Source organism: Curtobacterium sp. PhB130, from assembly GCF_003755165.1.
In the GTDB taxonomy this organism is placed as follows: domain Bacteria; phylum Actinomycetota; class Actinomycetes; order Actinomycetales; family Microbacteriaceae; genus Curtobacterium.
In genome coordinates this window covers 53,686-79,114 of record NZ_RKII01000006.1, presented here as the reverse complement: position 1 = coordinate 79,114, position 25,429 = coordinate 53,686, and the positions used below count along the sequence as shown (strand labels likewise).

General features: G+C 70.5%; 23 protein-coding genes and 1 pseudogene. 16 read left to right on the top strand and 8 right to left on the bottom strand.

The window, feature by feature from the left end; translation table 11 throughout:
• Positions 1-346: pseudogene (locus EDF24_RS00435) on the top strand (polyphosphate kinase 2); the annotation flags it as partial.
• A 106-nt stretch (positions 347-452) separates the two neighbouring features.
• Positions 453-2,402, top strand: a complete 1,950-nt coding sequence (locus EDF24_RS00430) for a potassium transporter Kup (RefSeq protein WP_123700783.1) — start codon at positions 453-455, stop codon at positions 2,400-2,402.
• Positions 2,403-2,510: 108 nt separating this feature from the next.
• Here EDF24_RS00430 and EDF24_RS00425 read toward each other — a convergent pair whose 3' ends face one another.
• The gene (locus EDF24_RS00425; protein ID WP_123700782.1) at positions 2,511-3,389 is read right to left on the bottom strand and encodes a LysR family transcriptional regulator; all 879 of its coding nucleotides are present in this window, start codon (positions 3,387-3,389) and stop codon (positions 2,511-2,513) included.
• Between the two features lie 92 nt (positions 3,390-3,481).
• On the opposite strand from EDF24_RS00425, the gene EDF24_RS00420 reads away from it, so the two are divergent.
• The gene (locus EDF24_RS00420) at positions 3,482-4,204 is read left to right on the top strand and encodes an SDR family oxidoreductase (protein ID WP_123700781.1); all 723 of its coding nucleotides are present in this window, start codon (positions 3,482-3,484) and stop codon (positions 4,202-4,204) included.
• A 24-nt stretch (positions 4,205-4,228) separates the two neighbouring features.
• Here the strand turns inward: EDF24_RS00420 and EDF24_RS00415 are convergent, their stop codons facing one another.
• The gene (locus EDF24_RS00415; protein WP_243698211.1) at positions 4,229-5,653 is read right to left on the bottom strand and encodes a serine hydrolase; all 1,425 of its coding nucleotides are present in this window, start codon (positions 5,651-5,653) and stop codon (positions 4,229-4,231) included.
• An 84-nt stretch (positions 5,654-5,737) separates the two neighbouring features.
• Between EDF24_RS00415 and EDF24_RS00410 the strand changes: the two genes are divergently transcribed.
• Together EDF24_RS00410 and nadE are read left to right on the top strand one after the other, a co-directional pair.
• Positions 5,738-6,877: an AI-2E family transporter gene (locus EDF24_RS00410; RefSeq protein WP_123656274.1), complete on the top strand. Its 1,140-nt coding sequence runs from the start codon at positions 5,738-5,740 to the stop codon at positions 6,875-6,877.
• A 25-nt stretch (positions 6,878-6,902) separates the two neighbouring features.
• The gene (gene nadE / locus EDF24_RS00405) at positions 6,903-7,724 is read left to right on the top strand and encodes an ammonia-dependent NAD(+) synthetase (protein ID WP_123700779.1); all 822 of its coding nucleotides are present in this window, start codon (positions 6,903-6,905) and stop codon (positions 7,722-7,724) included.
• An 88-nt stretch (positions 7,725-7,812) separates the two neighbouring features.
• Here nadE and EDF24_RS00400 read toward each other — a convergent pair whose 3' ends face one another.
• Complete coding sequence (locus EDF24_RS00400; protein ID WP_123656272.1) at positions 7,813-8,511, bottom strand: SDR family oxidoreductase; 699 nt, start codon at positions 8,509-8,511, stop codon at positions 7,813-7,815.
• 105 nt (positions 8,512-8,616) lie between these two features.
• Between EDF24_RS00400 and EDF24_RS00395 the strand changes: the two genes are divergently transcribed.
• Entirely contained in the window at positions 8,617-9,195 is a 579-nt protein-coding gene (locus EDF24_RS00395; RefSeq protein ID WP_123700778.1) for a TetR/AcrR family transcriptional regulator, read from the top strand.
• A 13-nt stretch (positions 9,196-9,208) separates the two neighbouring features.
• Here EDF24_RS00395 and EDF24_RS00390 read toward each other — a convergent pair whose 3' ends face one another.
• Positions 9,209-10,573, bottom strand: a complete 1,365-nt coding sequence (locus EDF24_RS00390) for an NtaA/DmoA family FMN-dependent monooxygenase (RefSeq protein WP_123700777.1) — start codon at positions 10,571-10,573, stop codon at positions 9,209-9,211.
• 143 nt (positions 10,574-10,716) lie between these two features.
• On the opposite strand from EDF24_RS00390, the gene EDF24_RS00385 reads away from it, so the two are divergent.
• Positions 10,717-12,126: a flotillin family protein gene (locus EDF24_RS00385; protein WP_123656269.1), complete on the top strand. Its 1,410-nt coding sequence runs from the start codon at positions 10,717-10,719 to the stop codon at positions 12,124-12,126.
• A gap of 13 nt (positions 12,127-12,139) precedes the next feature.
• On the opposite strand, the gene EDF24_RS00380 is transcribed toward EDF24_RS00385, so the two are convergent.
• Positions 12,140-12,571, bottom strand: coding sequence for a hypothetical protein (locus EDF24_RS00380; RefSeq protein WP_123656268.1), 432 nt, complete (start codon positions 12,569-12,571; stop codon positions 12,140-12,142).
• 73 nt (positions 12,572-12,644) lie between these two features.
• The gene (locus EDF24_RS00375) at positions 12,645-13,580 is read right to left on the bottom strand and encodes a phosphotransferase (RefSeq protein ID WP_165931371.1); all 936 of its coding nucleotides are present in this window, start codon (positions 13,578-13,580) and stop codon (positions 12,645-12,647) included.
• 159 nt (positions 13,581-13,739) lie between these two features.
• On the opposite strand from EDF24_RS00375, the gene EDF24_RS00370 reads away from it, so the two are divergent.
• The 9 genes from EDF24_RS00370 (at position 13,740) to EDF24_RS00330 (ending at position 24,143) form a co-directional block, all read left to right on the top strand.
• The gene (locus EDF24_RS00370; RefSeq protein WP_185021527.1) at positions 13,740-15,902 is read left to right on the top strand and encodes an MDR family MFS transporter; all 2,163 of its coding nucleotides are present in this window, start codon (positions 13,740-13,742) and stop codon (positions 15,900-15,902) included.
• A 58-nt stretch (positions 15,903-15,960) separates the two neighbouring features.
• Positions 15,961-16,557 carry a TetR/AcrR family transcriptional regulator gene (locus tag EDF24_RS00365; RefSeq protein ID WP_243698212.1) on the top strand — a complete coding sequence of 199 codons (597 nt, stop codon included), beginning with the start codon at positions 15,961-15,963 and terminating at the stop codon, positions 16,555-16,557.
• Positions 16,558-16,889: 332 nt separating this feature from the next.
• Positions 16,890-18,230, top strand: coding sequence for an enolase C-terminal domain-like protein (locus EDF24_RS00360; RefSeq protein WP_123700775.1), 1,341 nt, complete (start codon positions 16,890-16,892; stop codon positions 18,228-18,230).
• Positions 18,231-18,278: 48 nt separating this feature from the next.
• The gene (locus tag EDF24_RS00355; protein ID WP_260233318.1) at positions 18,279-19,514 is read left to right on the top strand and encodes a sugar ABC transporter substrate-binding protein; all 1,236 of its coding nucleotides are present in this window, start codon (positions 18,279-18,281) and stop codon (positions 19,512-19,514) included.
• A gap of 107 nt (positions 19,515-19,621) precedes the next feature.
• Positions 19,622-20,596: a carbohydrate ABC transporter permease gene (locus tag EDF24_RS00350; RefSeq protein WP_185021526.1), complete on the top strand. Its 975-nt coding sequence runs from the start codon at positions 19,622-19,624 to the stop codon at positions 20,594-20,596.
• Positions 20,589-21,497, top strand: a complete 909-nt coding sequence (locus EDF24_RS00345; protein ID WP_123656264.1) for a carbohydrate ABC transporter permease — start codon at positions 20,589-20,591, stop codon at positions 21,495-21,497. Before EDF24_RS00350 ends, EDF24_RS00345 begins: the two co-directional genes overlap by 8 nt.
• A gap of 41 nt (positions 21,498-21,538) precedes the next feature.
• Positions 21,539-22,864 (top strand): alpha-L-fucosidase, encoded by a 1,326-nt coding sequence (locus EDF24_RS00340; protein WP_123700773.1) that lies wholly within the window; start codon positions 21,539-21,541, stop codon positions 22,862-22,864.
• A complete protein-coding gene (locus EDF24_RS00335; protein WP_123700772.1) occupies positions 22,864-23,187 on the top strand; it encodes an L-rhamnose mutarotase in 324 nt (107 codons plus the stop codon). Before EDF24_RS00340 ends, EDF24_RS00335 begins: the two co-directional genes overlap by 1 nt.
• A complete protein-coding gene (locus EDF24_RS00330; RefSeq protein ID WP_123701404.1) occupies positions 23,184-24,143 on the top strand; it encodes an aldo/keto reductase in 960 nt (319 codons plus the stop codon). The genes EDF24_RS00335 and EDF24_RS00330 overlap by 4 nt, the downstream gene beginning before the upstream one ends.
• Positions 24,144-24,297: 154 nt before the next feature.
• Here the strand turns inward: EDF24_RS00330 and EDF24_RS00325 are convergent, their stop codons facing one another.
• Together EDF24_RS00325 and EDF24_RS00320 are read right to left on the bottom strand one after the other, a co-directional pair.
• A complete protein-coding gene (locus tag EDF24_RS00325) occupies positions 24,298-24,576 on the bottom strand; it encodes a GlsB/YeaQ/YmgE family stress response membrane protein (RefSeq protein ID WP_123656377.1) in 279 nt (92 codons plus the stop codon).
• A 113-nt stretch (positions 24,577-24,689) separates the two neighbouring features.
• Positions 24,690-25,367 (bottom strand): FadR/GntR family transcriptional regulator, encoded by a 678-nt coding sequence (locus EDF24_RS00320; RefSeq protein ID WP_123656260.1) that lies wholly within the window; start codon positions 25,365-25,367, stop codon positions 24,690-24,692.
• Between the last annotated feature and the right edge of the window lie 62 nt (positions 25,368-25,429).

Sequence of the window (25,429 nt, the reverse complement as noted above, 5' to 3'; positions counted from 1 at the left end):
TCACGTGACGAAGTTCTGGTTCTCGGTGACCCGGAAGGAACAGCGGACCCGGTTCGCGATCCGGCAGCTCGACCCGGTCCGCCGGTGGAAGCTCTCGCCGGTGGACGTGGCGTCCCTGCGGGTGTGGGACGACTACACCGCGGCGAAGGAGGAGATGTTCCGCCGGACCGACAAGCGGTACGCGCCGTGGACCATCGTCCGGTCGAACGACAAGAAGCGTGCGCGCGTCAACGCGATGCGCTACTTCCTCGCGCAGTTCGACTACGAGGGCAAGGACCCGGAGGTCGCGCTGCCGCCGGACCCGCTCCTCGTGATGCGCGGGAAGTCGCTCCAGCTCGAAGAGTGACCGGGCCGGGCTCCGAGAGTGACCGCGTGCTGCGAGGCGCACGGGCAGACGGTGGCAGGATGAGCGCGGGCCGCTTCCCTGGCGGTCAGATCTGGAGTGATCGAGCGTGACCGAAACCTCCGCCGCGGCACCCGTCAGCGAGGACACCGCGACCCCCGAGCACGACGGGCCGAAGGGCACCACCGCGCTCGCACTCGCTGCACTCGGCGTCGTCTTCGGCGACATCGGCACGAGCCCGCTGTACTCCCTGCGGACCGTGTTCACGATCGACAACGGCATCGTGAAGCCGATCCCGGAGGACGTCTACGGCGTCATCTCGCTGATGTTCTGGAGCATCACGGTCATCGTCTCGATCAAGTACGTGCTCGTGCTGATGCGCGCCGACAACAACGGCGAGGGCGGCGTGATGGCGCTCGCCGCGCTGGCCCGTCGGCTGTACGCGAAGCGCCGCGGGGGCGCGACGATCTTCCTCATCGTCGGGATCGTCGGCGTCTCCCTGTTCTACGGCGACTCGGTGATCACACCGGCGGTGTCCGTGCTCTCCGCGGTGGAGGGCCTCGGCACCGCGGCTCCGGCGGTGGGGCACCTGATCGTCCCGATCGCCGCCGTGATCCTGGTGATCCTGTTCTTCGTGCAGCGGTTCGGCACCGGCAAGGTCGGCACGCTCTTCGGCCCCGTGATGCTGCTCTGGTTCGTGGTGATCGCGGTGGCCGGCGTCCCGTTCATCGTCACGCACCCCGACGTCCTGCAGGGCCTCTCCCCGACGTGGGCGATCGTGTTCGTCTTCGCCCACCCGTACATCTCCTTCGTGGCGATGGGTGCCGTGGTGCTCGTCATCACCGGTGCCGAGGCGCTCTACGCCGACATGGGGCACTTCGGCCGCGTGCCGATCCGCCGTGCGTGGTTCTTCGTGGTGTTCCCGGCGCTCGTCCTCAACTACCTCGGTCAGGCGGCGCTCGTCCTCGAGCACCCCGAGGCGACGAAGGACCCGTTCTTCCTGCTGTTCCCGAACTGGGCGCAGTTGCCCGTCGTGGTGCTCGCGACGGCCGCGACGGTGATCGCGAGCCAGGCCGTGATCTCCGGCGCCTTCTCGCTGACCCGGCAGGCCGTGCAGCTCGGGCTCCTGCCGCCGCTGACGATCCGCCAGACCTCGAAGGAGGAGGGCGGCCAGATCTACCTGCCGGCCGTGAACCTGCTGCTGTTCATCGGCGTGATGGCGATCATGCTGGCGTTCCGGTCGTCGGCGAGCCTGGCGACCGCGTACGGGGTGTCGGTCACGGGCGCGCTCGTGACGGACACGATCCTGCTGCTCCTCGTCGTGAAGCCGCTCTGGCACTGGGCGACGTGGAAGCTCGTCGTCGCGGCGGTCGTGTTCGGCGGCCTCGAGCTGACGTTCCTCGCCGGCAACCTGTCGAAGGTGCTCCACGGCGGGTGGGTGCCGCTCCTCATCGCGCTCGCGGTGATCACGGTCATGACGACGTGGCGCCGCGGTCGCCAGCTCGTGCAGGAGGAACGGAAGGAGCGCGAGGGTTCCCTCGACGACTTCATCGAGCGGGTCAACACGGCGCACATCCCCCGGGTCGAGGGCGTCGCGGTGTTCCCGCACCCGAACAAGGAGACGACGCCGCTGGCGCTCCGGGCGAACACCGAACACAACCACGTGGTGCACCGCCGGGTGATCATCGTGTCGGTCATCACGGCGAACGTCCCGCACGTGCCACATGCGAAGGCGTTCATGCGCGACGACCTCGGCTACGCGGACGACGGCATCGACCACGTCACGGTGAAGTTCGGGTTCTCCGACGACCAGGACCTGCCGCACGCGCTGCACGCGGCATGCCTGTCGGAGGTGCTGGACCTCGACCCGGAGGAGATGGCGAACGCGTCGTACTTCATCTCCCGTGGCGCACTCCGGCCGATGCGGGGGAGCCACGGCATGGTGGCGTGGCGGAAGAAGCTGTTCGTGGCGCTGGCCCACAACGCCGCCGACCCGGCAGCACGCTTCGGCCTGCCGCCGCAGCGCACGGTCACGATGGGCAGCGACGTCGAGATCTGAGGATCGAGTGCGCGGACGATGCGCTCCTGCCGAGCGCAGAGCCCCACTGTTGCGCACTCGACCCCGGAAGCACGGCGCCGCCCACGGCGCCGCCCCCGGAGAGTCCGCTCAGGCCGAGCGGGACGCCGCGAACGCGTCCGCCGCCCTGATCGCGTTCCGCACCGCGCGTGCGACGTCCGGCGAGGTCGACGCGGCCGGCCACGCGATCACCGTCGTGGCGAGCGGGGCGTCGAGCACGGGGACGGCGACGTGCTCCGGCCACTGCAGGGTGCGGCTCGACCGCGGGATGACGATGACGGTGCGCCCGAGCGCGACCAGCTGCGCGAGCTGCGACTGGGAACGGACCTCGGGCCCTGGTCCGTCGGGGTAGGTGCCGTCGGCCCGCGGCCACCGGGCCGCCGGCAGGTCGGGCAGGTCGCGCAGGTCGGCGGCGGCGAGCGCCGGCCGGGACGCCAGCGGGTGCGACCGCGGAAGGATCGCGACCTGCTGCTCGGTGCGCAGGTCCTCGGCGTCGAAGCCGGTGAGGTCGTCGTACGTCCGGTGCATGAGCGCGACGTCCGCGGTCCCGTCGCGCAGGAACGCCGCCTGCTCGTGGACCTCGCCGAACACCACCTCGACCGGCAGCGCGTCCGGGTCCGCGTCCTGCACGTCGAGGAACGCCTGCAGGATCTCGTGTTCGGCACCGGCTTTCACGGCGAGGACGAGCTGACGCGTCGGCCGTCCGGCGCGCTGCGCTCGTCGGCCGGCCGCGGCCACGGCAGCGAGCGCCGGGCGGGCATCGCCGAGCAAGACCGTCCCGGCCGCGGTCAGGGTGACCCCGCGCGGCTCCCGCACGAACAGTGCCGTGCCGATGCGCTGCTCGAGCTGTCGGATCGCGCGGGACAGCGGCGGCTGCGACATGCCGAGGCGCACGGCCGCACGGCCGAAGTGCAACTCCTCGGCCACGGTCACGAAGTACCGGAGTTCGCGCGTCTCGAGATCGTCCACACGCGGAGCCTACGTCGTCGATACCCACCGGGTATCGACGGACACCGAACGGGTCTTGGACACGGGTGTCGGCCCGGACCGAGGATCGGGACATGACAACAGCAACGACCGCCCTGGTCACCGGGGCGAACAAGGGCATCGGTTTCGCGATCGCAGCATCGCTCGGGAGGCTCGGCATGCGTGTCGTCGTCGGCGCGCGTGACGAGACGGCCGGCTCGGACGCCGCGGCCCGGTTGGTCGCCGAGGGCATCGACGCGACGAGTGTCCGGATCGATGTGACGAGCGACGAGGGCGTCGCGGCAGCGGCACGCGAACTCGACGAGCGGTTCGGCACGCTCGACGTCCTCGTGAACAACGCGGGCATCTCCGGACCCTTCGACCCGGAGACCTGGGAGCAGGACCCCACCGCCATCGACCTCGACGTGCTGCGCAGTGTCGTGGACACGAACGTGTACGGCGTGGTCCGGGTGACGAACGCGATGCTGCCGTTGCTCCGGCGGTCGGAGCACCCGCGGATCGTGAACGCGTCGAGCAGCATGGGGTCGCTCGCACGGCAGCCGGGCCCGGTCATGGCCGACTACTCGTCGTCGAAGACCTTCCTCAACGGTCTCACCGTGCAGTACGCCCGCGCGTTCGCGGACACCCCGGTGATCGTGAACGCGGCCTGCCCAGGGCTCGTCGCGACGGACTTCAACGGGTTCGCCGGGGATCGGACTCCCGAGCAGGGTGCGGCCACGGCGGTGCGCCTGGCGACGCTGCCGGACGACGGTCCGCGCGGCGGGTTCTTCGACGATGCGGGTGTCGTCCCCTGGTGAACCGGGCGCGGCCGCGCCGCGCGCTCAGCCGGAGGCCGGGCGGTGCAACGTGCCGATCCGGTCGTGCAGCGGCTCGGTCATCCAGGACGCCGCGAAGGTCCGGGTGACCGGGTCGAGCCGCAGCCGGAGCAGGTGCGGCGTGTCGACGAAGCGGAGCGCCACGACGACCTGGCCGTCCCCGTCCACGGCTGCGCTCGCCGCGGTGGAGCCGGACACCGCCCAGGCGCCCTCGCCGAGCGGTGCGCGCACGGCGGAGCCGTCCTGGGCCACGGTGACCACCCAGCCGTCGTCGCCGGCGTGCTCGAGCTCCACCGCGGTGAGCAGGAGTACCCCGGGGCCGGAGCCACGGGTGAAGGCGACCCTGGCCTCCAGGCCGACGGATCCGACAGATCCGACGGATCCGACAGATCCGACAGATCCGACGGAACCGAGTTGCGAGCCGGAGACCGGCGGCAAGGCCAGCCCGGACAGGTCCACCGGACCCGCCGGACCCGGCCGGTCGATCGCCGGCAGCAGGTGCTCCCACACCGCGTCGAGGACCGCCTGCATCTCGATGCTCTGGCCGGTCATCGCGAGCACGACGTCGTGCTCCGGCAGCACGATGCAGAACTGCCCGTAGGCGCCGTCGCCGCGGAACCCGTGCCGTGCCATCCAGAACTGGTAGCCGTAGCCGGCTGCCCAGTCCGGGTGCTCCGGGTCCTCGTTCGGGACCTGGAGCCGGGTCGCCTCGTGGACCCAGTCCTCGTCGAGGATCCGTGCGCCCTCCCACACCCCGCGCTGCAGGTACAGCTGCCCGAGCTTCGCGATCGCCTCGGTGGTGGCGTAGAACCCGCTGAAGCCGAGCTCACCGGTGGCGTCCCGCTTCCAGGCGACCTGGCCGATGCCGAGCGGGTCGAAGAGGCGCGGGCGCAGGTACTCGAGCAGCGTCGTGCCGCTCGCCCGGCGCACGATCTCGGCGAGCGTGTACGTGCACGGCTGGTTGTAGGCGAAGACGGTGCCCGGGTCCTCGTCCGGCGGGAGCAGCAGGAAGCCGCGCACGATGTTCGTCGGGTCGGTCTCCCGCGCCCGATCGAGGGTCTCCTCCCGGTGGCCGCTCGCCATCGCCAGGACGTTCCGCAGGGTCATCCGGCGGCTCCGTGCGTCGGTGACCTCGGCGTCGAGTTCGGGGAAGTGGCTGAGGACGGTGCCGTCCAGGTCGATCAGTCCCTCGCGCGCGGCGATGCCGACGGCCGCGGCGGTGAAGCTCTTGCTCAGCGAGTAGAGCAGGTGCGGTCGGTCCGCGGAGTACGGCGCCCACCAGCCCTCGGCGGCGACCTGACCGTGCCGGAGGAGCAGCAGGCTGTGCGGTTCCACGTCGGGCGTGGACCCGAGGGCCCGGACGAGCGCTTCGACCCCCGATGCGTCGATGTCGAGAGCGGACGGGGTACTGCGCGGGAACGTCGTCGTCACGAGCCTGAGCGTAGTCACGGGCGGCCTGACATCATCGGGGGAGCGCTCGACAGCAGATCGCACCACCGTCACGACAGGATCCGCATGCCGTTCTTCTCCCCGTCCACGTCCGCGCCGAAGGACCTCCCGCCGACCGGCGCACGGCGGGCCTGGTCCGACTCGTTCGGCGGCCTGGCCACCCGGTGCCTGCAGGTCATCATCGTGCTGGTCATCGTGATCGGCATCGTCTACGCCGCGTCCACGCTGAGCGTCGTCACGATCCCGGTGCTCCTCGCGCTCATCATCGCCTCCGCGATGCACCCGGTCGTGTCCTGGCTCCGACGGCACCACGTCCCCTCGGTCCTGGCGACGCTCGCGGTGCTCCTCGGCGTGCTCGTGGTGCTCGGACTCGTCGCGTGGCTGATCGTCGTCGCCGTGGAGAGCCAGTGGTCCGACCTGCAGGACTCCGCCGTCGACGGGTTCCAGCAGCTGCAGCAGTGGGCGACCTCGCTGCCGTTCTCGATCTCGGAGTCGCAGATCGACGACGCGACGAAGACCGTCACGGACTTCATCACGAGCGCCCAGTTCGGTTCCGGCGCGCTCGCCGGGGCGTCCGCGACGGCGAACTTCCTCACCGGGCTCGTGCTGATGGTCGTCGTGCTGTTCTTCTTCCTCAAGGACGGCCCGAAGATCTGGGAGTTCCTGCTCCGCCCGTTCACCGGCCAGCGCTACGCCCGCGCCCGCCGCGTCGGCGACCGCATCGTGTCCACCCTCGGCGGCTACGTCCGTGGCACGGCGACGGTGGCGGCGGTCGACGCGATCGGCATCGGCGTCGGCATCGCGATCGTCGGGGTGCCGCTCGCGCTGCCCCTGGCGGTCGTCGTGTTCATCACCGCGTTCATCCCGATCGTCGGTGCGACCGCCGCCGGCATCCTCGCCGCGCTCGTCGCACTGGTCGCGCTCGGCCCGGTGCAGGCGCTCGTCGTGATCGGCATCGTGGTCCTGGTGAACCAGCTCGAGGGCAACTTCCTCCAGCCGGTGCTGATGGGCCGGACGCTGCGCCTGCACGGCCTGGTCATCCTGATCGGCCTGACCGCCGGCACCGTCCTCGCCGGGATCTTCGGCGCCGTCATCTCGGTGCCGCTCCTCGCCGCCGCGTGGGGTGCCGTGCAGGTCTGGGACGGCCCGGACCAGCCCGCGAAGATGTGGCGGCAGAAGCGCTCCGAATCGGTCGAGGCACGCTGACGGGTCCACGGTGAATACTGGACCGGTGCGTGAACTCCAAGCCGCCATCGCCGCGGACCTCAACGTCCAGCCCGTCATCGACCCGGCCACCGAGGTGGACCGTCGCGTGGGGTTCCTCCGGGACTACCTGCTGACCACCGGCGCGAAGGGCCTGCTCCTCGCGATCAGCGGCGGCCAGGACTCGACGCTCGCCGGGCGCCTGTCGCAGCTGGCGGTCGAGTCGCTCCGCGCGGAGGGGCACGACGTCACGTTCACGACCGTCCGGATGCCGTACCGGGTCCAGGCCGACGAGGACGACGCCCAGCTCGCGCTGCAGTTCATCGCCGCGGAGCCCGGGCTGACCGTCAACATCGAGCACGGGGTGGACGGCGTGGTGCAGGACACCACGAGTGCGGGGGTGCCGCTGAGCGACTTCGTGAAGGGCAACGTCAAGGCGCGGATGCGCATGGTCGCCCAGTACGCGGTCGCCGGGCAGCAGGGGCTCCTGGTCGTCGGCACGGACCATGCGGCAGAGGCGGTGACCGGCTTCTTCACGAAGTACGGCGACGGCGGCGTGGACATCACGCCGCTGACGGGGCTCACCAAGAGCCAGGGTCGCCAGCTGCTCGAGCACCTCGGCGCACCGGCCCGCCTGTACGAGAAGGCGCCGACCGCCGACCTCCTCGACGAGACCCCCGGTCAGACGGACGAGGCGAACCTCGGGCTCAGCTACGCGGAGATCGACGCGTACCTGCAGGGCCACGACGTCCCGATCGAGGTCGCCGAGGCGATCGAGACCCGGTACCGCGCGACGGAGCACAAGCGGCAGGTGCCGGCGACGCCGTTCGACGCCTGGTGGCGTTCCTGAGGCCATGATCGTCCCGATGTGACGGACGGGAGGCCCGGTGCCGGAAACGCACCGGGCCTCCCGTCCGTCTCGGGGTCCGTTCCGTGCGTCAGCCGGCCAGCGCGGCGTAGCGCTCGCTGATCGGGGCGCCGAGGGACGCGCGGACGCTGCGCGTCAGCTCGTCCGCGAGCACCTCGTGCTCGCCCTGCTCGACACCGTCGAAGACGGCCGTGACGACCTCTTCTGTGGTGTTCTTCGGGGCGTCGACGCCGTCGGTCATCGGGGTGTCCGTGTAGCCGAGGTAGGCGCCGACCACCTGGACGCCGTCGCCGGCGAGCTCCAGGCGGGTCGAGTCGGTCGCCGACCAGAGTCCGGCCTTCGAGACGCCGTACGCGCCGCTGCCGCCGAGCCAGCTGAGGACCGACGCGACGTTCACGACGGTTCCGCGTGTCGCGCGGAGTGCCGGGGCGAAGGCGCGGGTGACCAGGAGCGGGCCGATGAGGTTCGTCTCGATCTGGGTGCGGATGTCCGCCAGGGGGCCGTCGACCAGGCCGCCCGGGCGGAGCAGACCGGCGTTGTTGACGACCACGGTGACGTCGGACGCGGTGGCTGCCGCAGCGGACACCGAGGCCTCGTCGCTGACGTCGAGCACGAGGGGGACGATGCGTGCGTCGTCCCAGTCACGGGGGCGTCGTGCGGCGGCGTACACCTTCGTCGCGCCGCGCTCGATGGCCTGGCGGACGAACTCGGTGCCGAGTCCGCCGTTTGCGCCGGTGACGAGGACGATCTGTCCGCTGAGTTCCGTCATGGGGGTTCCTTCCGTCGGGGCGCCGATCGGTGCCGCTGGAGGAGGCAGCAATATGACCGGTCGTCTTATTCCGCTGTTCCGAACTCCGGGTGCGAAGATCGTTCCATGCCCCGAGCCAGTCTCCGCGACGCGATCGTCGACGCCGCCCTCGTCGAGTTCCACCAGCACGGGTACGCCGGCACCGGCGTCGCCGCCATCACCGGGGCAGCCGGGGCGCCGAAGGGCTCGTTCTACAACCACTTCCGGTCCAAGGCCGACCTGGCGATCGAGGTCGCCGACCGCTTCGCCGCCGCTTCGCCGACCGCGCTGCTCGACGACGAGTCCGTGCCGCGGGCCGTCGACCGCATCACCGGGTACTTCGACGCGATGCTCGACCAGCTGGCGGGGATCGAGTTCCGGTACGGGTGCCTGCTCGGGAACCTGGCGATCGACACCGCGACCGACGAGCCCGCCGTCGCCAGCCACGTCGACGGCGTCTTCGACGAGTGGGTCGCGCGGTTGGCAGCGGCGGTGCGGGCCGCGCAGGAGCAGGGGGACGTGTCGGACGCGCTCGATGCGTCGCTCGTCGGGGCGCAGCTCGTGGACCTCTGGGAAGGGGCGGCGCTGCGGGCGAAGGCGCGACGGGACGGCGAACTCACGCGGCGGGTCGTGACGGACGGGGTCCGGCGGCTGCTCGGGCTCTGACCGGCGCCGCGCGTCAGGCGGGGACGCTCGTGTGGCGGTGCGACGCGGCCGGGTGCGATGCGGGGAGCCGAGCCGGGCCTCCCGTCACGCGCTCGCGCAGGGTCTCGCCGTCGGTGTAGCGCTCGGGCAGGCGGCCGCGCTCCCGGAGGAGCGGGGTGACGTACGTGCCGAAGTCCCGAACGGTGTCGAACGAGTGGTACTGCCGCAGGTTGATCCCGTCGATGCCGTCGTCGTCGAGCCAGCCCTCGATCTGCTCCGTCACGGCCTCGGGGACGCCAGCCGCCCAGAACGCGCCGTGCCACGCCTCGTTCACGCGGTCGAGCAGCTCGCCGACGGTGGCGTCGAGTGCGACGCGGCCGACCAGGCGTTCGCCGCCCTCGACACCCTCGGCCTCGAGCGCGTCCCGCACAGTGCGGCTCCGCGGGTGCGACAGTGCGTCGAAGGGGACGCTGCCGTGCACGAGCGGACCCTCCTCGCTCGCGAAGGCCTTGTACTGCGCGACCTTGTCCTCGACCTCGCGCTGCGTCGGGGCCGTGATCACCGCGGCCTGCGTGACGAACCTGACGTCGCCGCGGTCACGCCCGGCGGCCTGGGCGGCGTCGCGGACGGCGTTCGCGGTGCGCTCGACACCGTGGCCGCCGGTGAAGACCACCTCGGCGTGCTGCCCGGCGCGGGCGATGCCGGCGGGGGAGCCGGTCGCCAGGAACAGCGTCGGTGTGCGCTGCAGCGACGGTTCGGACAGGTGTGGGCCGGCGACGCTGAAGTGCTCGCCGACGTGGTCGATCGGGTGCACCTTGTCCGGGTCGGTGTAGACCCCGCGCTCGGCGTCCCGGAGCACGGCGTCGTCCTCCCACGAGCCCTCCCACAGCTGGTAGAGGACGTCGAGGTACTCGTCCGCGATCTCGTACCGGGTGTCGTGCGGGATCTCCGTCGCGAGCCCGAAGTTCCGCGCGGCGTTCGGCAGGTAGCTCGTGACGACGTTCCAGCCGACGCGGCCGTTCGTCAGGTGGTCGAGCGTCGACATCCGGCGGGCGAAGGCGAAGGGCGGCTCGTAGCTCGTGGAGAACGTGATGCCGAAGCCGATGTGGTCCGTGACCGCGGCCATCGCCGGGACGACGAGCATCGGGTCGTTGTTCGGGATCTGGAGTCCCTCGCGGAGGGCGGGCGCCGCCGAGCCGCCGTACACGTCGTACGCGCCGAGGACGTCGGCGATGAACACCGCGTCGAACTGGCCGGCCTCGGCCGTGCGGGCGAGCTCGGTCCAGTACCGGATGTCGGTGTAGCGGTGCCGGTTGTTGCCCGGGATCCGCCAGAGACCGTGCGTGATGTGCCCGACACAGTTCATCTCGAAGACGTTGAGGAGGAGGCGCTTCGGCATGGTCGAGAGGCTACGGAACCCGCGGGTCCCGATGCCGGTTCGTGACCTCGTGTTTCACCCCGGGAGTCGGTCGGTTCCCCTAGGATCAGAACCAGAACGTCAGATACAGCATCCAGGTCGCATGCCTGGGCAAAGGGGGAACAATGTCGGCACTGCTCGCACTCGGGGCGATCCCGCTGGTCGTCGGCGCGGTGATCGTGGTCGCGGTCATCGCGCTCGTCTACGCCAAGGTCGTGTACCGGAACGCCGGTGCCGACGAAGCGCTGATCATCACGGGCAAGCGCTCGCGCAAGGTCAAGAACGACGACGGCACCGAGACGGTGGAGTCCGGCATCAAGGTCGTGCTCGGCGCCGGCGTGCTCGTGCGCCCGTTCTTCGAGAAGGTCGCGAAGCTCTCGCTGAGCTCCCGGGCGATCGACATCAACGTGAACGCGCAGGACTCCCGCGGGGTCACGATCGACGTCGAAGCGGTGGCGCTCGTCAAGGTCGGGGAGACCGACGCCTCCATCCGGGCCGCTGCGCAGCGGTTCCTCGGGCAGGAGAAGAAGATCGACGACTTCGCACGTGAAGTCCTCTCCGGGTCCCTCCGCGCCTCGATCGGTGCGACGGACGTCTCCACCATCATCCGCAACCGCGACCAGCTCACCGTCGCCGTGCTCGACGTCGCGAAGGACGCCCTGCACAGCCAGGGCCTCGACGTCGACTCCTTCGAGATCAAGGGCATCTCGGACCGCAACGAGTACATCAGCGACCTCGGTCGTGCCGAGCGTGCCCGGGTCCGGCTCGAAGCCGAGAACGCCGAGGCGCAGGCCGACCGCGAAGCCCGTGAAGCCCGGGCCCGCGCCGACCAGGCGATCGCGGAAGCGGAGAACACCCTGGCGATCCGCCGCGCCGCACTCCAGCTCGACGCCGACCGCGCTGCCGCCGAAGCCGCCGCCGCGGGCCCCCTCGCCCAGGCCCGCGCATCGCAGGGCGTCGTCGAGCAGGAGCAGATCACCGCGCAGAAGCGTGCCGAACTCCGTCGCGCCGAGCTCGAATCCGAGGTCAGTGCCGTCGCCGAGGCGAACGCGCGCAAGACCCGGGTGGAGGCAGAGGCCGCTGCGGCCGCACAGGTCGAGACCGCCCGCGCCCAGACCGAGGCGCGCAAGCTCGCGGCCGAGGCGTCCCGCGCCGAGGGTGAAGCCACTGCCGACGCCATCCGCGCGAAGGGCGCCGCCGAAGCGGAAGCCACCAAGGCGCAGGCAGACGCCCTCGCGCAGCACTCCGAGGCGGTCCTCCGCGTCAAGGCCCTCGAGACCCTGCCGAGCATCGCGCGGGAACTCGCGGCGCCGATGGGGAACATCGACTCGCTGACGGTGGTGTCCTCGGACGGCGCCGGGTCGCTCTCGAAGAGCGTCGTCAGTCAGTTCAGCGAGGTCGATGCGTTGCTCGGGGCGACCGCCGGCTTCACGCTGAGCGACATCGTCCGGAGCACGACGACCGGGCACGCTGCCGCACGAGCGATCTCGCGCGAGACCGTGCCGGAGTCGCCGGAGGTCTCGGCCGCCGAGTAGCGGTCAGCGCTCGTCAGCGCTCGTCGGCGCCCGAGTGGTCGGGGCCGCCGTCGTCGGAGTCGCCTCCGTCGGCGTCGACCCGACCGTTCCCACTGTTGTCGCCGGCAGCGCTCTCGTTGCCGGACGCCAGGCGCTCCTGCCAGACGATCGCGGACGCGGCACCGCCGAGGACGTCCTCCACGGTTCGTCCGGTCTGGGCGGCGAGTGCGCCGCTCAGTCCCGCGGTGATGGTGCCGCCCGCTGAGGCCAGGCGTTGCACGACCTCTTCCTGCCGAGGCGTCAGGGGTTCGTCGATCAGTTCGTCGATGGTCTCGCGGATGTTCTCTTCGCTCGCGTTCAGAGCCGCCTCGTCGCCGGAGTGCAGCGCAGCCGCCTCTCCGACGACGACGAGTCCGAGCCGCGCAGCGTCCGCTTCCGGACGGTGGCCTTCTCGCTCGTCGTTCATGCGATGGACCGTACGCGCGGCCCCACCGCGGTTCCTGGACAATCGGGGGACCACGGCCTCGAACGGGTCGGTGTCACACGCCCCAACGGCGGAGGAGCCACCGCGCCGCGGTCATGCCCTCGGTGCGCTGGAAGGCGCGCAGCGTCGGCATGTTCGGCGGCGCGGGCTGTGCGGCCTTCTCGAGGAACATGCCGGCGAGTCCGGCGAGCACCGCGTCGACGAACTCCGGCGGGACCCCGGCGAACACCGGGTGCGTCGCGAGGTGCTGCTCCACGTCGACGTGCTCGCCGCGGACGAGTGCGTCGAGCAGGTACGTCAGCGGGTCGAGCCAGTGTGCGCCGATGCCCGCCCAGGGCCAGTCGACGACCCAGACGAGCCCGTCGGCGTCGACGAGCAGGTTGTCCGCGCGGCAGTCGAGGTGCACGAGGTGCTCGCCGTCGACCGCGGCGGCGCCCGTCTGCGCCGCTGCCGCGAAGCGCGGGGCGACGGCGGCGACGTCGGCCGGGACCACGTCCGGCAGCCCGGTCGCGAGCATCCGGTCCCATGCCGCGAACTCGGTCGCCAGGTCGGGCGCCGCCCGGGGCAGGTCGGCGAGCGTGCCGGTGGCCACCGGCAGCGTGTCGAGCGCGTCGAGCACGGCTGTGACGTCGGAGCCGTCGAGTGCGGCGCCGGGGTGGTGTCCGTCGACGTCGTCGAGGACCAGCGCGATCCACTCGTCACCGTCGACGACGGTGGTGAGCGAAGCCCTGAGCCGGGGTGCCTGCACCCCGGACGGCAGCGCGGCGACGACCCGGGCCTCCCGTTCGTGGAAGCCGTACCCGTCTGCGTTCCGTGACCGGGAGAGCGTCTTGACGAACGCGCGGGTGCCGTCCGCCGTCGTGACGCGGTCGGCACCGCCGGGGGAGTACCCGCCCGCCTGTGAGGCGGCGTCGACCACCGGACCGCCGAGCACCCCTTCCACGCGTGTGCGCAGGACGAGCGGGACGTCGGTCCAGGTGGTTCTCCCCATGCGGCTCGACAGTAGCGGGCCCGGTTCCTGAAGGTGCATTCAACAACGTGCACAATCGGCAACTTTGCGGTGGCGGCAAGTCTTCCTGCGATGTAAACTTGCACGGTCTGCAAGGAAGCGGACCGATCACGAACCACGAACCGCCCTGAAGGACTCCCCATGTCAACTGCCACAGCACCCGTCACGGTGTCGGGCGGACGATCATCAGCACCGGCCGGCACGCCCGGCAAGCCGATCATGTCGCACCGCCAGATCCTCCTCGTCATCTACGGCCTGATGGCCGGCATGTTCCTGTCGTCCCTCGACCAGACGATCGTCGGCACGGCGATCCGCACCATCGGTGACGACCTCCACGGCCTCGACCAGCAGGCCTGGGTCACGACCGCGTACCTCATCGCGTCGACGATCACCACGCCGATCTACGGCAAGCTCTCCGACGTCTTCGGCCGTCGCCCGCTCTACATCTTCGGCATCGCGGTCTTCATCCTCGGCTCGCTGCTCTCGACCATGTCGACGTCGATGATCATGCTCGCCGCGTTCCGCGCCTTCCAGGGCATCGGTGCCGGTGCGCTGATGTCGCTGCCGCTCGCGATCATGGGTGACATCCTCGCCCCGCGTGAGCGTGCCAAGTACCAGGGCTACTTCCTCGCGGTCTTCGGCATCTCCTCCGTCATCGGCCCGCTCATCGGTGGTCTCTTCGCCGGTGCGTCGACCATCCTGGGCGTCACCGGATGGCGCTGGGTCTTCCTGATCAACGTCCCGATCGGTGTCGGCGCGCTCCTCATGGTCATCGCGTTCCTGCACCTGCCGAAGTTCGGCGACGCCAAGGCGAAGCCGCGCATCGACTGGTGGGGTGCCACCTCGGTCATCGCGACCCTCGTCCCGCTGCTCCTCGTGGCCGAACAGGGCCGCACCTGGGGCTGGGGCTCGGCCGGCGCGATCGCCTGCTACGTCATCGGTGCCGTCGGCCTCGTCGCCTTCCTGGTCATCGAGACGCTCATGAAGGACGACGCGATCATCCCGCTGAAGCTCTTCCGCTCCAGCGTGTTCTCGATGGCGACGATCCTCGGCTTCCTCGTCGGCTTCGCGATGTTCGGCGCCATGCTGACCATCCCGCTGTACCTGCAGATCGTCACCGGGCTGACCCCGACCGAGTCGGGCTTCGCCACGCTGCCGATGATCGGTGGCCTGATGATCGCGTCGATCGCCTCGGGTCAGATCGTCGCCCGCACCGGCAAGTACCGCCAGTTCCCGATCATCGGCACGGCGCTCGTGTCGCTCGGGTACGTCGTCCTGACGTTCATGACGATCGACAAGCCGCTCTGGTTCCTGATGATCGGCATGTTCCTGATCGGCCTCGGCCTCGGGCAGCTCATGCAGAGCATCACGCTCGCGTCGCAGAACTCGGTCCAGCCGCGCGACATGGGCGTGGCCACGTCGTCGGCGACGTTCTTCCGTCAGATCGGTGGAACGCTCGGCACCGCGGTGCTGCTCTCCGTGCTGTTCTCGATCATGCCCGCGAACATCGTGCACGCCACGGCGGACAAGGGGAACCTGACCACCGCGCTCGACGCGGCGCTCAACCCGACCGTCGCCACGGCGAAGGCGAACCAGGGCGTGATGGACCAGATCTGGAACCCGATCGTCTCCCCGATCAAGCAGCAGGTCGCGTCCGGCCTGGCCGAGGGCACGACGGCTGCGAAGCAGGCGGCCGACCAGGCCGTCACGCAGCAGGTCACCGCAGCGGTGCAGGCGCAGGTCGCGGCGGGCACCGTCCCGGCTGCGGCAGCGCAGACCGTCATCGACCAGCAGGTCGCAGCGGCCACCCCTGCCGCCGAGGCCAGCGCACTCGAGCAGGCCGCCGACAAGGCGCACGCCACGGTGTCCGACGGGGCCCTCGTGGTCGACTGGTCGAACAAGGCCGACCGGACGTACTACGTCGACCAGGTCGTCCCGACGCTCGTCAAGCAGATCGACAAGGGCACCGGCTCCTCGAGCAGCTCCAGCGCCGAGACCAGCGACACGTCGTACCTCAACGGTGCGAACCCGGCGCTGACGCGGCCGTTCATGACCGGGTTCAACGCCTCGGCCGTGACCGTGTACTGGGTCGGCTTCGCGGTGATCCTCCTCGCGTTCGTGCTCAGCTTCTTCTTCAAGGCGCCGCCGCTCCGCAAGAGCTCGGCCCTGCAGGAGCAGGCCGACGCCGACGGGACCGCTGACGACCTCGAGGTCCAGGCAGTCGCCGCCGCGAACACGATGGGCTCGCCGACGGCGCCGTCCACCGGTTCGATCCCCGTCCAGCGTCCCCGGTCGGACGCGTAGCCCACTCGGGGCCTCCCGCACCACTGCGGGAGGCCCCGACCCGCATCAGGAGCACCACGTGAGCACCACCGAAGCGCTGGACACGGCCGTCGACCCGGAGTCGTGCGGCCTGCGGGAGCGCAAGAAGCAGCGCACCCGGCAGTCCCTCCACGAGTCGGCACTCGCACTCGTCACGGAGCGCGGGCTCGCCGGCGTCACCGTCGAGGAGATCTGCGCCGACGCCGGCGTCTCCCCGCGGACGTTCTTCAACTACTTCCCGTCGAAGGGCCACGCCGCGCTCGGGCTGCCCGCGACGGCGATCCCGGCCGAGGCCGCCGCGGTCTTCCTCGCGTCCGACGGCCCCCTCGTCGCTGACCTCTGCCGGCTCGTCGCGCACACCGTCGACCTGCCGGCGGACCGGTCCCGGATGAAGGCGCTCGTGCAGGCGCGGCCCGAGATGGTCCCGACGATGCTGCAGTGGATGGCCGAGGCGCGGCTCGCGGTGTACGAGGTCGCGTGCGAGCGCACCGACGCCGACACCGCACGGACCGCGGTGACGCTCGTGATGGCGGCCGTGATCGAGACCGCGCACCGGGTCACTGTCGGCTCGCACGACGAGCTCGCCGAGCGCGTTCGCGGCGTCGTCGCAGAGATGGGACGTCTGGCCGCGTCCTGAGCGGCGGCGGCGCGCAGCCGCGGCGGCCGCCGCGGAGTGGTCGGCGAAAGCGACAGTGGTCGCGCGGGTTCCGCGCGACCACTGTCGCTTTCGCGCACCTGTCGACGCGGCCGGGCACACGGAGGCGTGCGCGGCCACGGACGCGCCACGGGCCGGACGGGAGGCTGGGCACGGGCCCGCCACGAGCCTCCCGTCCGCATTCGGGCCCAGTCATCGGACGGCTGCCGCCCGCGGGGCGCCGAAACGCGACCAAAGAAGTGCTTGACGCGGCAGACATCGGATGTTTTGATGAGTCCGTTCGGTCGACGGCGACCGGACGGGCAGGAGCAACGATGAGTCGCATCACCGGTCTGCGCGTGCGCGACATCCGGTTCCCCACCTCGCGGGAACACGACGGGTCCGACGCGATGAACCCGGCTCCCGACTACTCCGCCGCCTACGTCGAGATCACGACGGACGCCGCCGACGGCCTCACCGGCTCCGCGTTCGTCTTCACGATCGGCCGCGGCAACGAGGTGCAGGAGGCAGCGATCGCCGCACTCCACGGGCACGTCGTCGGGCGGGACGCGGAAGCGGTCCTCGCGGACATGGGCGGCATGTGGCGGGCCCTGGTGCACGACTCGCAGCTGCGGTGGCTCGGCCCGGAGAAGGGCGTCATGCACATGGCGATCGGCGCCGTGGTGAACGCCCTCTGGGACCTCCGGGCGAAGCGCGCCGGGCAGCCGCTGTGGGCACTGCTGGCGGACATGAGCCCGCGGGAACTCGTCGACCTGGTGGACTTCCGGTACCTCACCGACGCGATCACCCCGGCCGATGCGCTCGCGCTCCTGGAGCAGGCGGTCCCACTCCGGGCCGAGCGACGCCGCACGCTGGAGCAGATCGGCTACCCGGCCTACACGACCACGCCGGGCTGGCTCGGGTACGACGACGAGAAGCTCGCGCGCCTCTGCCGTGAGGCCGTCGACGAGGGCTTCACCCAGATCAAGCTCAAGGTCGGCGGCGACGTCGACGAGGACATCCGCCGGATGGGCATCGCCCGCGACGTCGTCGGCCCTGACATCCGGATCGCCATCGACGCGAACCAGCGCTGGGACGTCGACGAGGCGGTGGCCTGGATCGACCGACTGCGCCCGTTCGACGTCGCCTGGGTCGAGGAGCCGACGAGCCCGGACGACGTCCTCGCCCACGCCGAGATCGCCCGTCGGATCGCGCCGATCCCGGTGGCGACGGGGGAGCACATGGCGAACCGCGTCATCGCGAAGCAGCTCATCCAGGCCGAGGCGATGTCGGTGCTGCAGATCGACGCGACCCGCGTCGCCGGGGTCAACGAGAACCTCGCGATCCTGCTGCTCGCCGCCAAGCACGGCGTCCGGGTCTGCCCGCACGCCGGCGGTGTCGGCCTCTGCGAGGCGGTCCAGCACCTCTCGATGTTCGACGCCGTCGCGCTCTCCGGGGCGCTCGACGACCGGTGCATCGAGTACGTCGACCACCTGCACGAGCACTTCGTGACCCCGGTCGACGTCCACGACGGCCGCTACTGGCCGCCGACCGCGCCGGGAGCCGGCACCGAGATGCTCGCCGGTTCCCTCGACACGTTCTCCTACCCCGACGGCCCGGTCTGGGCGACCGACACCGCCGTCGACCCGATGCGCGACGCCGTCCGCGTCGCCTGACGCGAACCACACCCGAACAGACACACCCACGACGAAGTGGAGACACCCATGCAACGACGTTTCATCGCGGGGATCGCGGCAGCAGCTGCCGCGGCCCTCGTGCTCACGGGCTGTTCCGCAGGGAGCAGCGCCAGTGACGGCCAGTCCAAGGACGCCCTCACCTGGGCGATGTGGATCGGCGGGAAGGAGGACAAGGCCGCGTGGCAGGAGGTCGCCGACACCGTCGACACGAAGGACAGCGTCAAGGTCACCATCCAGGGCTCACCGTTCAACGACTACTGGACGAAGCTCCGCACGCAGCTCTCGACCGGCACCGCGCCCTGCATCGTGAGCATCCAGTCGCTCCGGGCCGCGAACTACACGGACGTCCTCGTCCCGCTCGACGACCTCGCGAAGAAGGCCGACCTCGACCTCAGCGAGTACGACCAGACGGCGCTGACCGGCATGAAGGTGGACGGGAAGCTCTACGGCCTGCCCTACGACACCGGCCCCATGCTCGTCTTCTACAACAAGGACCTGCTGAAGAAGGCGGGCGTGGACGACCCGAAGCCGGGCTGGACGACGGACGAGTTCGAGGCCGCAGCGGCCAAGCTCAAGGCCGCCGGCACGACCGCGTACGGCACGAGCATCGCGGACATCCCGCTCGAGTCGCAGATCCTCGGCTACAACGGCGGCCGGGTGATCACCGAGAGCGGCAAGCTCGACGCCACCGACCCGAAGTTCGCGGACGGCCTCGACTGGCTCGCCGGCCTGGTGAAGAAGGGCTACGCCACGCAGGCCTCGTCCGACTCGTCGGCCGACGGCAACGCCTTCGTCAGCGGTGACGTCGCGATGTACAGCGACGGCCCGTGGTCGCTGATCAGCCAGAAGGCCAAGGTGAAGTTCGACCTCGGCGTCACCACGGTGCCGTCCGGGACCTCCGGAGCGTCGTCGTACGCGGCCGGGTCGGGCTTCGGCGTCTCGAAGCAGTGCAAGTACCCGGACCAGGCGTTCAAGGCCATCGAGACGATGACGAGCGAACCCGTGCTCACCTCGCTCGCGAAGCAGGGTCGCGCCTTCCCGGCACGCACCGCAGCGCAGCAGGCCTGGTACGACAACGCCGGCATCGACGGTGCCGAGGACACGCTGAAGGCAGCGCTCGACAAGGCCACCCCGCTGCCGGGCAACAAGCAGAGCGACCAGCTGAACCAGCTCTTCACGCAGTACGCCCTGCAGGCGGTCAACGGGCAGACGAGCGGCAAGGACACGATGTCCTCGATCTCGAGTCAGCTCGGCTCGCAGTGACCGGCGTCACCACCTGACGGACTGGAGGCTCGGGTCGACCCCGCCCCGAGCCTCCCGTCCGGTTCTCCCCCAGCCCAGGACCGCGCGAACGACGAGGAGGTCGTCGCATGACCACCATCCAGGACCCCGCGACCGAGACGGCGGTGCCCGCCGTCGCGACCGCGGTCGCCGCCGGCGCACCCCGCCGTCGAGGCGGTGGTGACCAGGCGAGCGAGGTCGGACGCCGATCGTGGTGGGGCGCGGCCTTCGCCGGACCGCACTCGATCGGACTCGTCGTGTTCACGGCGTTCCCGATCCTGGCGTCGCTCGTCGTCAGCTTCATGAACTGGCCGATGCTCGGCGAGCGCACGTTCGCCGGCTTCTCGAACTACGAGAAGCTCTTCACCGACCCGATCTTCCGCACGGTGACGCTCAACACGGTCGTGTTCGTGGTGCTCTACGTGCCCCTCAACCTCGTCGTGTCGCTCGGGCTCGCCGCCTGGCTGACGCCGAAGATCAAGCACCGGCACGTCTTCCGGGTGCTCTTCTTCATCCCGACCGTGACCCCGATCGTCGCGAACGTCGTCGTCTGGCGGATGCTCTACCAGCCCGGCGGCGCCATCGACGCGACGCTGCAGTCGACCATCGGCGTCCACGCCCCGAACTTCCTCGCCGACGACAAGTGGGCGATGCTCGCGGTCGTCGCGATGAGCGTCTGGCAGGGTTTCGGCTACAACATGCTGATCTTCTCGGCGGCCCTCGACTCGGTGCCGGAGAACCAGCTCGAAGCGGCGGAACTCGACGGGGCGAACGCGTGGCAGATGTTCTGGCGGATCAAGTTCCCGCTCATCTCGCCGTCGATCTTCTTCGCCACGATGATGACCCTGATCACGTCGTTCCAGGTGTTCGTGCAGCCGTTCGTGTTGACGAAGGGCGGACCGGGCACCGCGACGGAGACCCTCGTGCAGTACATCTACAACACGGGCTTCCAGACGCAGCAGCTCGGACTGGCCTCGGCGGGCGCCTGGGTGCTCTTCGTCATCATCCTCGGGATCACGGCCGTCCAGTTCCTCGGGCAGAAGCGGTGGGTGCACTATGAGTGAGCTGACCAGGGTCCGCCCCGCCACCTCGGCGAACCGGACCGTCAACCCGCGGTCACTGCCCCGCCGGACCCGGCAGGTCGGCCGCGTGCGGCACGCCATCGGTTACGTGCTGCTCTGCCTCGTCGCGTTGCTGTTCATCGCGCCGCTGGTCTACATGGTGGCGACGAGCCTCAAGCCTGCGTCGGAGACCTTCACGACCCCGCCGACGCTCTGGGGGTCGTCCTTCGAGTGGTCGAACTACGTGCAGGCGTTCACGTACCTGCCGTTCGCGCGGTTCATCCTGAACGGGGTGTTCGTCGCCGCGGCCGGCACGATCATCAACGTCGCCGTCGCAGCGCTCTCCGGGTACGCGTTCTCACGGCTCCGGTGGCGCGGCCGGAACGCGGTGTTCGTGCTGTTCCTCGCGACGCTGATGATCCCGCAGGACGTCCTCGTCATCCCGATGTACGTGATGATGCAGGGCTTCGGATGGGTGGACACGTTCCAGGCGCTCATCATCCCGTGGGCGTTCACGGCACTCGGCGCGTTCCTGGTCCGGCAGTTCTTCCTCACCGTCCCGCAGGAACTCGACGACGCCGCCCGGGTCGACGGGGCCGGCGCCGTCCGGACCTTCTTCTCGGTGATGCTCCCGCTCGCCCGGCCGACCCTGGCCGTCCTCGCGGTGTTCTCGTTCATCTCCTACTGGAACTCGTTCCTCTGGCCGCTCGTCGTCGTCAACGACGTCGAGGCGCACGGCACCATCCCGCTCGGCCTGCAGCAGTTCTTCGGGCAGCAGGGCAGCGAGTGGAACCTCGTGATGGCCGCGTCGGTGATCTCGATGCTGCCGACCGTCATCCTGCTCGTCTTCCTGCAGAAGCACCTCGTCAAGGGCATCGTCACCTCCGGCCTCGGCGGCCGCTGACCCCCTCCGCTCCTCCTTCCGTCCAGAAAGGGATCTCCCGCATGACCATCACCGCACCTGCAGAGCCGCAGACCGCGACCGACGCGTCCGGACTGCCCGCGTGGTTCACCCACGACCGCTTCGGCATGTTCATCCACTGGGGCCTCTACGCCCTGCCCGCCCGGCACGAGTGGGTGAAGAACCGTGAGCGGATCACGGACGCCGACTACCAGAAGTACTTCGACCACTTCGACCCGGACCTGTTCGACCCGACCGACTGGGCGCGACGGGCCCGCGAGGCCGGCATGAAGTACGCCGTCCTCACCACCAAGCACCACGAGGGCTTCGCGCTCTGGGACTCGGCGCTCACCGACTACAAGGCCACGAACACCCCGTTCGGCCGGGACATCGTGCGCGAGTTCGTCGACGCCTTCCGCGCCGAGGGGATCCGGATCGGCTTCTACCACTCGCTCATCGACTGGCACCACCCGGACTTCACCATCGACGGGGTGCACCCGCGCCGGGACGACGGCGACGCCGCGATCGCCGCGCTCAACGAGGGCCGTGACATGGCGCGGTACCGCGAGTACCTGCACGGGCAGGTGACCGAGCTCCTGACGGACTACGGGCAGATCGACTACCTGTTCTACGACTTCTCGTACCGAGACAACGACCACGAGGACATCTGGGGCGGGAAGGGCCGTGACGACTGGGGCTCGACCGAACTCATGGCGCTGACGAAGCGCCTGCAGCCGGGCATCATCGTCAACGACCGGCTCGACATCCCCGGCGACCTCGTCACCCCCGAGCAGTACCAGCCCGACAAGCCGATGGAGCGTGACGGGGTGCAGGTGCCGTGGGAGGCGTGCCAGACCTTCAACGGGTCGTGGGGCTACGACCGCGACAACCAGGACGTGAAGAGCGTCGACCTGCTCGTCCGGATGCTCACCGACGGGGTGTCGAACAACGGGAACATGCTGCTCAACGTCGGCCCGACCGGCCGCGGCGAGTTCGACCCGGTCGCACGCCGTGCGCTCGCCGGCATCGGCGAGTGGATGCACCAGCACGACCGCTCCGTGTACGGCGCCGGTCCCTCGACGTTCACGGCACCCTCCGGCACCGTCTTCACGCAGCGGGGCGACCGGCTCTACCTGCACCTGTACACGTGGCCCTTCGAGCACGTGCACCTGCCCGACCTCGCCGGTCGCGTGGCGTACGCGCAGTTCCTGCACGACGCGTCCGAGCTGCACTTCCGGGAGATCCCGCCGGACACCCGCGCGCAGAACACCGGCCTCGGCGGCCAGCCCGCCGGCACCCTGACGCTGACGCTCCCGGTGGTCCGGCCGGACGTGGCGGTGCCCGTCGTCGAGCTCTTCCTCCGCGACTGATGCAGCGGATCCTCTCCCGCACCCGGCTGCGGGCGGGTCGCGAGGGCGCCTACGAACAGGCGCACGCCGCGATCCCGCCCGAGCTCGTCGCGCGGCTCCGCGGTGCCGGCGTGACGAACTGGAGCATCTGGCGGGACGGGCAGGACCTGATCCACCTCATCGAGGTGACGGACTACCGGGCGATGCGCCGCTCCCTGGCGGACGACCCGGTGAACGCCGCCTGGCAGGAGGTCATCAACCCCCTGCTCGAGGCCGACGACGACTACTCCGGGAACGACGACGGGGTGCCGCTCGTGTGGACCCTGTCGGAGCAGACGTCGTGACCGCGCCGTTCGAACTCGACACCGGGCCGTTCTGGTTCGGCGGCGCCGGCATCGGGAACCTGCTCCACCCGGTGACGGACGACGACGCCCGCGCCACCGTCGACGCCGCGTGGGACGTCGGCGTGCGCGGGTTCGACACCGCGCCGCACTACGGACTCGGACGCTCCGAACGCCGGCTCGGAGCGGCGCTCGCCGACCGTCCACGATCCTCGTACCGGGTGTCCACGAAGGTCGGACGACTGCTCGTGCCGGGCTCCGGCGACGGCACCGACCTCGCCTCCGGCGGGTTCGCGGTACCGAACGACCTGGTGCGGCAGTGGGACCCGTCGCCGTCCGGGGTCCGTCGGTCGCTCGACGAGTCCCTCGAGCGGCTCGGGCTCGACCACGTCGACATCGCGTACCTGCACGACCCGGACGTGTACTCGCTGACGGACGGTCTGACCCAGGCTCTGCCGGCGCTCGCCGCACTCCGGGACGAAGGGGTCGTGCAGGCCGTCGGGGTCGGGTCGAACTCGGTGTCCGCACTGTCGGCTGCCGTGGACACCGGGCTCTGCGACGTGATCATGCTGGCCGGGCGGTACACGCTGCTCGAACAGCCAGCGGCCGAGCTCGTCGCCCGCTGCGCCGCGGTCGGGGTCGACGTCGTCGCGGTCGGCGTCTACAACTCGGGTCTGCTCAGCAACCCGCTGCCGGCGCCGGACACCACGTACGACTACGCCCCGGCGCCGGCATCGGTCCTGGAGCGGGCCCGGGCGCTCGCCGAGGTCTGTTCGCGACACGGGGTCACGCTGCCCGATGCCGCACTGGCCTTCCCACGCCGGGCTCCGGCGGTGCGCACCGTGGCGGTCGGGGCGCAATCCGCGGCGCAGGTGCGGGAGAACGCGGCGCGTGCTGCCGCGGTCGTCCCCGAGGAGCTGTGGTCCGACTTGCGCGCCGAGGGGCTGCTCCCCGCCTGAGTGCGACGGGTCAGGGGCGGCCGGGCCGCTCCGTCGCGCGTCTGGTGTCAGACGTCCCCGCACAACGGAAAGCAGCTCGCGCCACGGAGAACCGTGGTGCGAGCCGCTTCCGATGGTGCGGCGCCGATCGGCACCGCTGCCGCTGCCGCTGGGGTCAGCGGCGCGAGGCGCTCCGACCGGCGAAGCGCGTGTAGATGAAGAGCACGATGACCGCGCCGATCACCGAACCGATGATGCCCGCCGGCTGGAAGAAGCCGTCCATCGGGTCGTGCTGGAAGATCAGGAACCCGAGGAACCCGCCGACGAACGAGCCGACGATGCCGAGCACGATGGTCATGAGGATCGAGATGTGCTGCTTCCCCGGGATGATCAGGCGCGCGAGCGCACCGGCGATCAGTCCGATGATGATCAAGCTGATGATGAGACCGAGCACGGTGTCCTCCTGGTGGAACGAACGAATCGGCACCGGCGGGTTCGCCGGTGCCGAGGTCAGCCACTGAGTGAACACGTGATCAACTGCACGCGGCCACATGTGCGCAGAACGGATCAGTCCAGGGAACGCCGCAACCAGCGCTCGACACCCTCGACGTGCGCCACGACGAGGGCCTGCACGAGCTGGGGGTCGCGGCGACGAATCGCGTCGACGATCGCGGCGTGCTCGTCGAGGGTCCGCTGGACGGAGCCGTTCTGGGTGAGGCCGCGCCACACCCGCACCCGGACGGTCTTGCTCGACAGGGCGTCGAGGAGCCCCGAGAGGTACTGGTTCCCGCCGATGCCGGCGATCGTGGAGTGGAAGAGCAGGTCGTGGGCGACGAGGTCCTCGACGCCGGTGTCGTCGTCGACGGTCGCCATCAGCGTCGCGAGCTCGTCGATCTGCTGCTCCGTCGCGCGGGCGGTGGCGAGCACGGCGGAGGCGGGCTCCAGGATGCGCCGGACCTCGAGCAGGTCGACGAGGGAGCGGTCGTGGTGCATGTCGACGACGAAGGAGACCGCTTCGAGGAGGACCGAGGGCTCGAGGCTCGTCACGTACGTCCCGTCCCCGCGGCGGACGTCGAGCACGCGGATCAGCTCGAGTGCCTTCACCGCTTCGCGGAGGCTGTTCCTGGACAGCCCGAGGGACTCGCTCAGCTCCTTCTCCGGCGGCAGGCGCTGCCCGGGAGCGAGCTCGCCGGAGACGATCATCTGCTGGATGCGCGCGATCGCGTCGTCGGTCAGCGAAGCCATGCGGTGCCCTCTTCCTGAGCCGGCTGGGACGGGACCTCCCGACGATACCCGGGCCGAGCCTC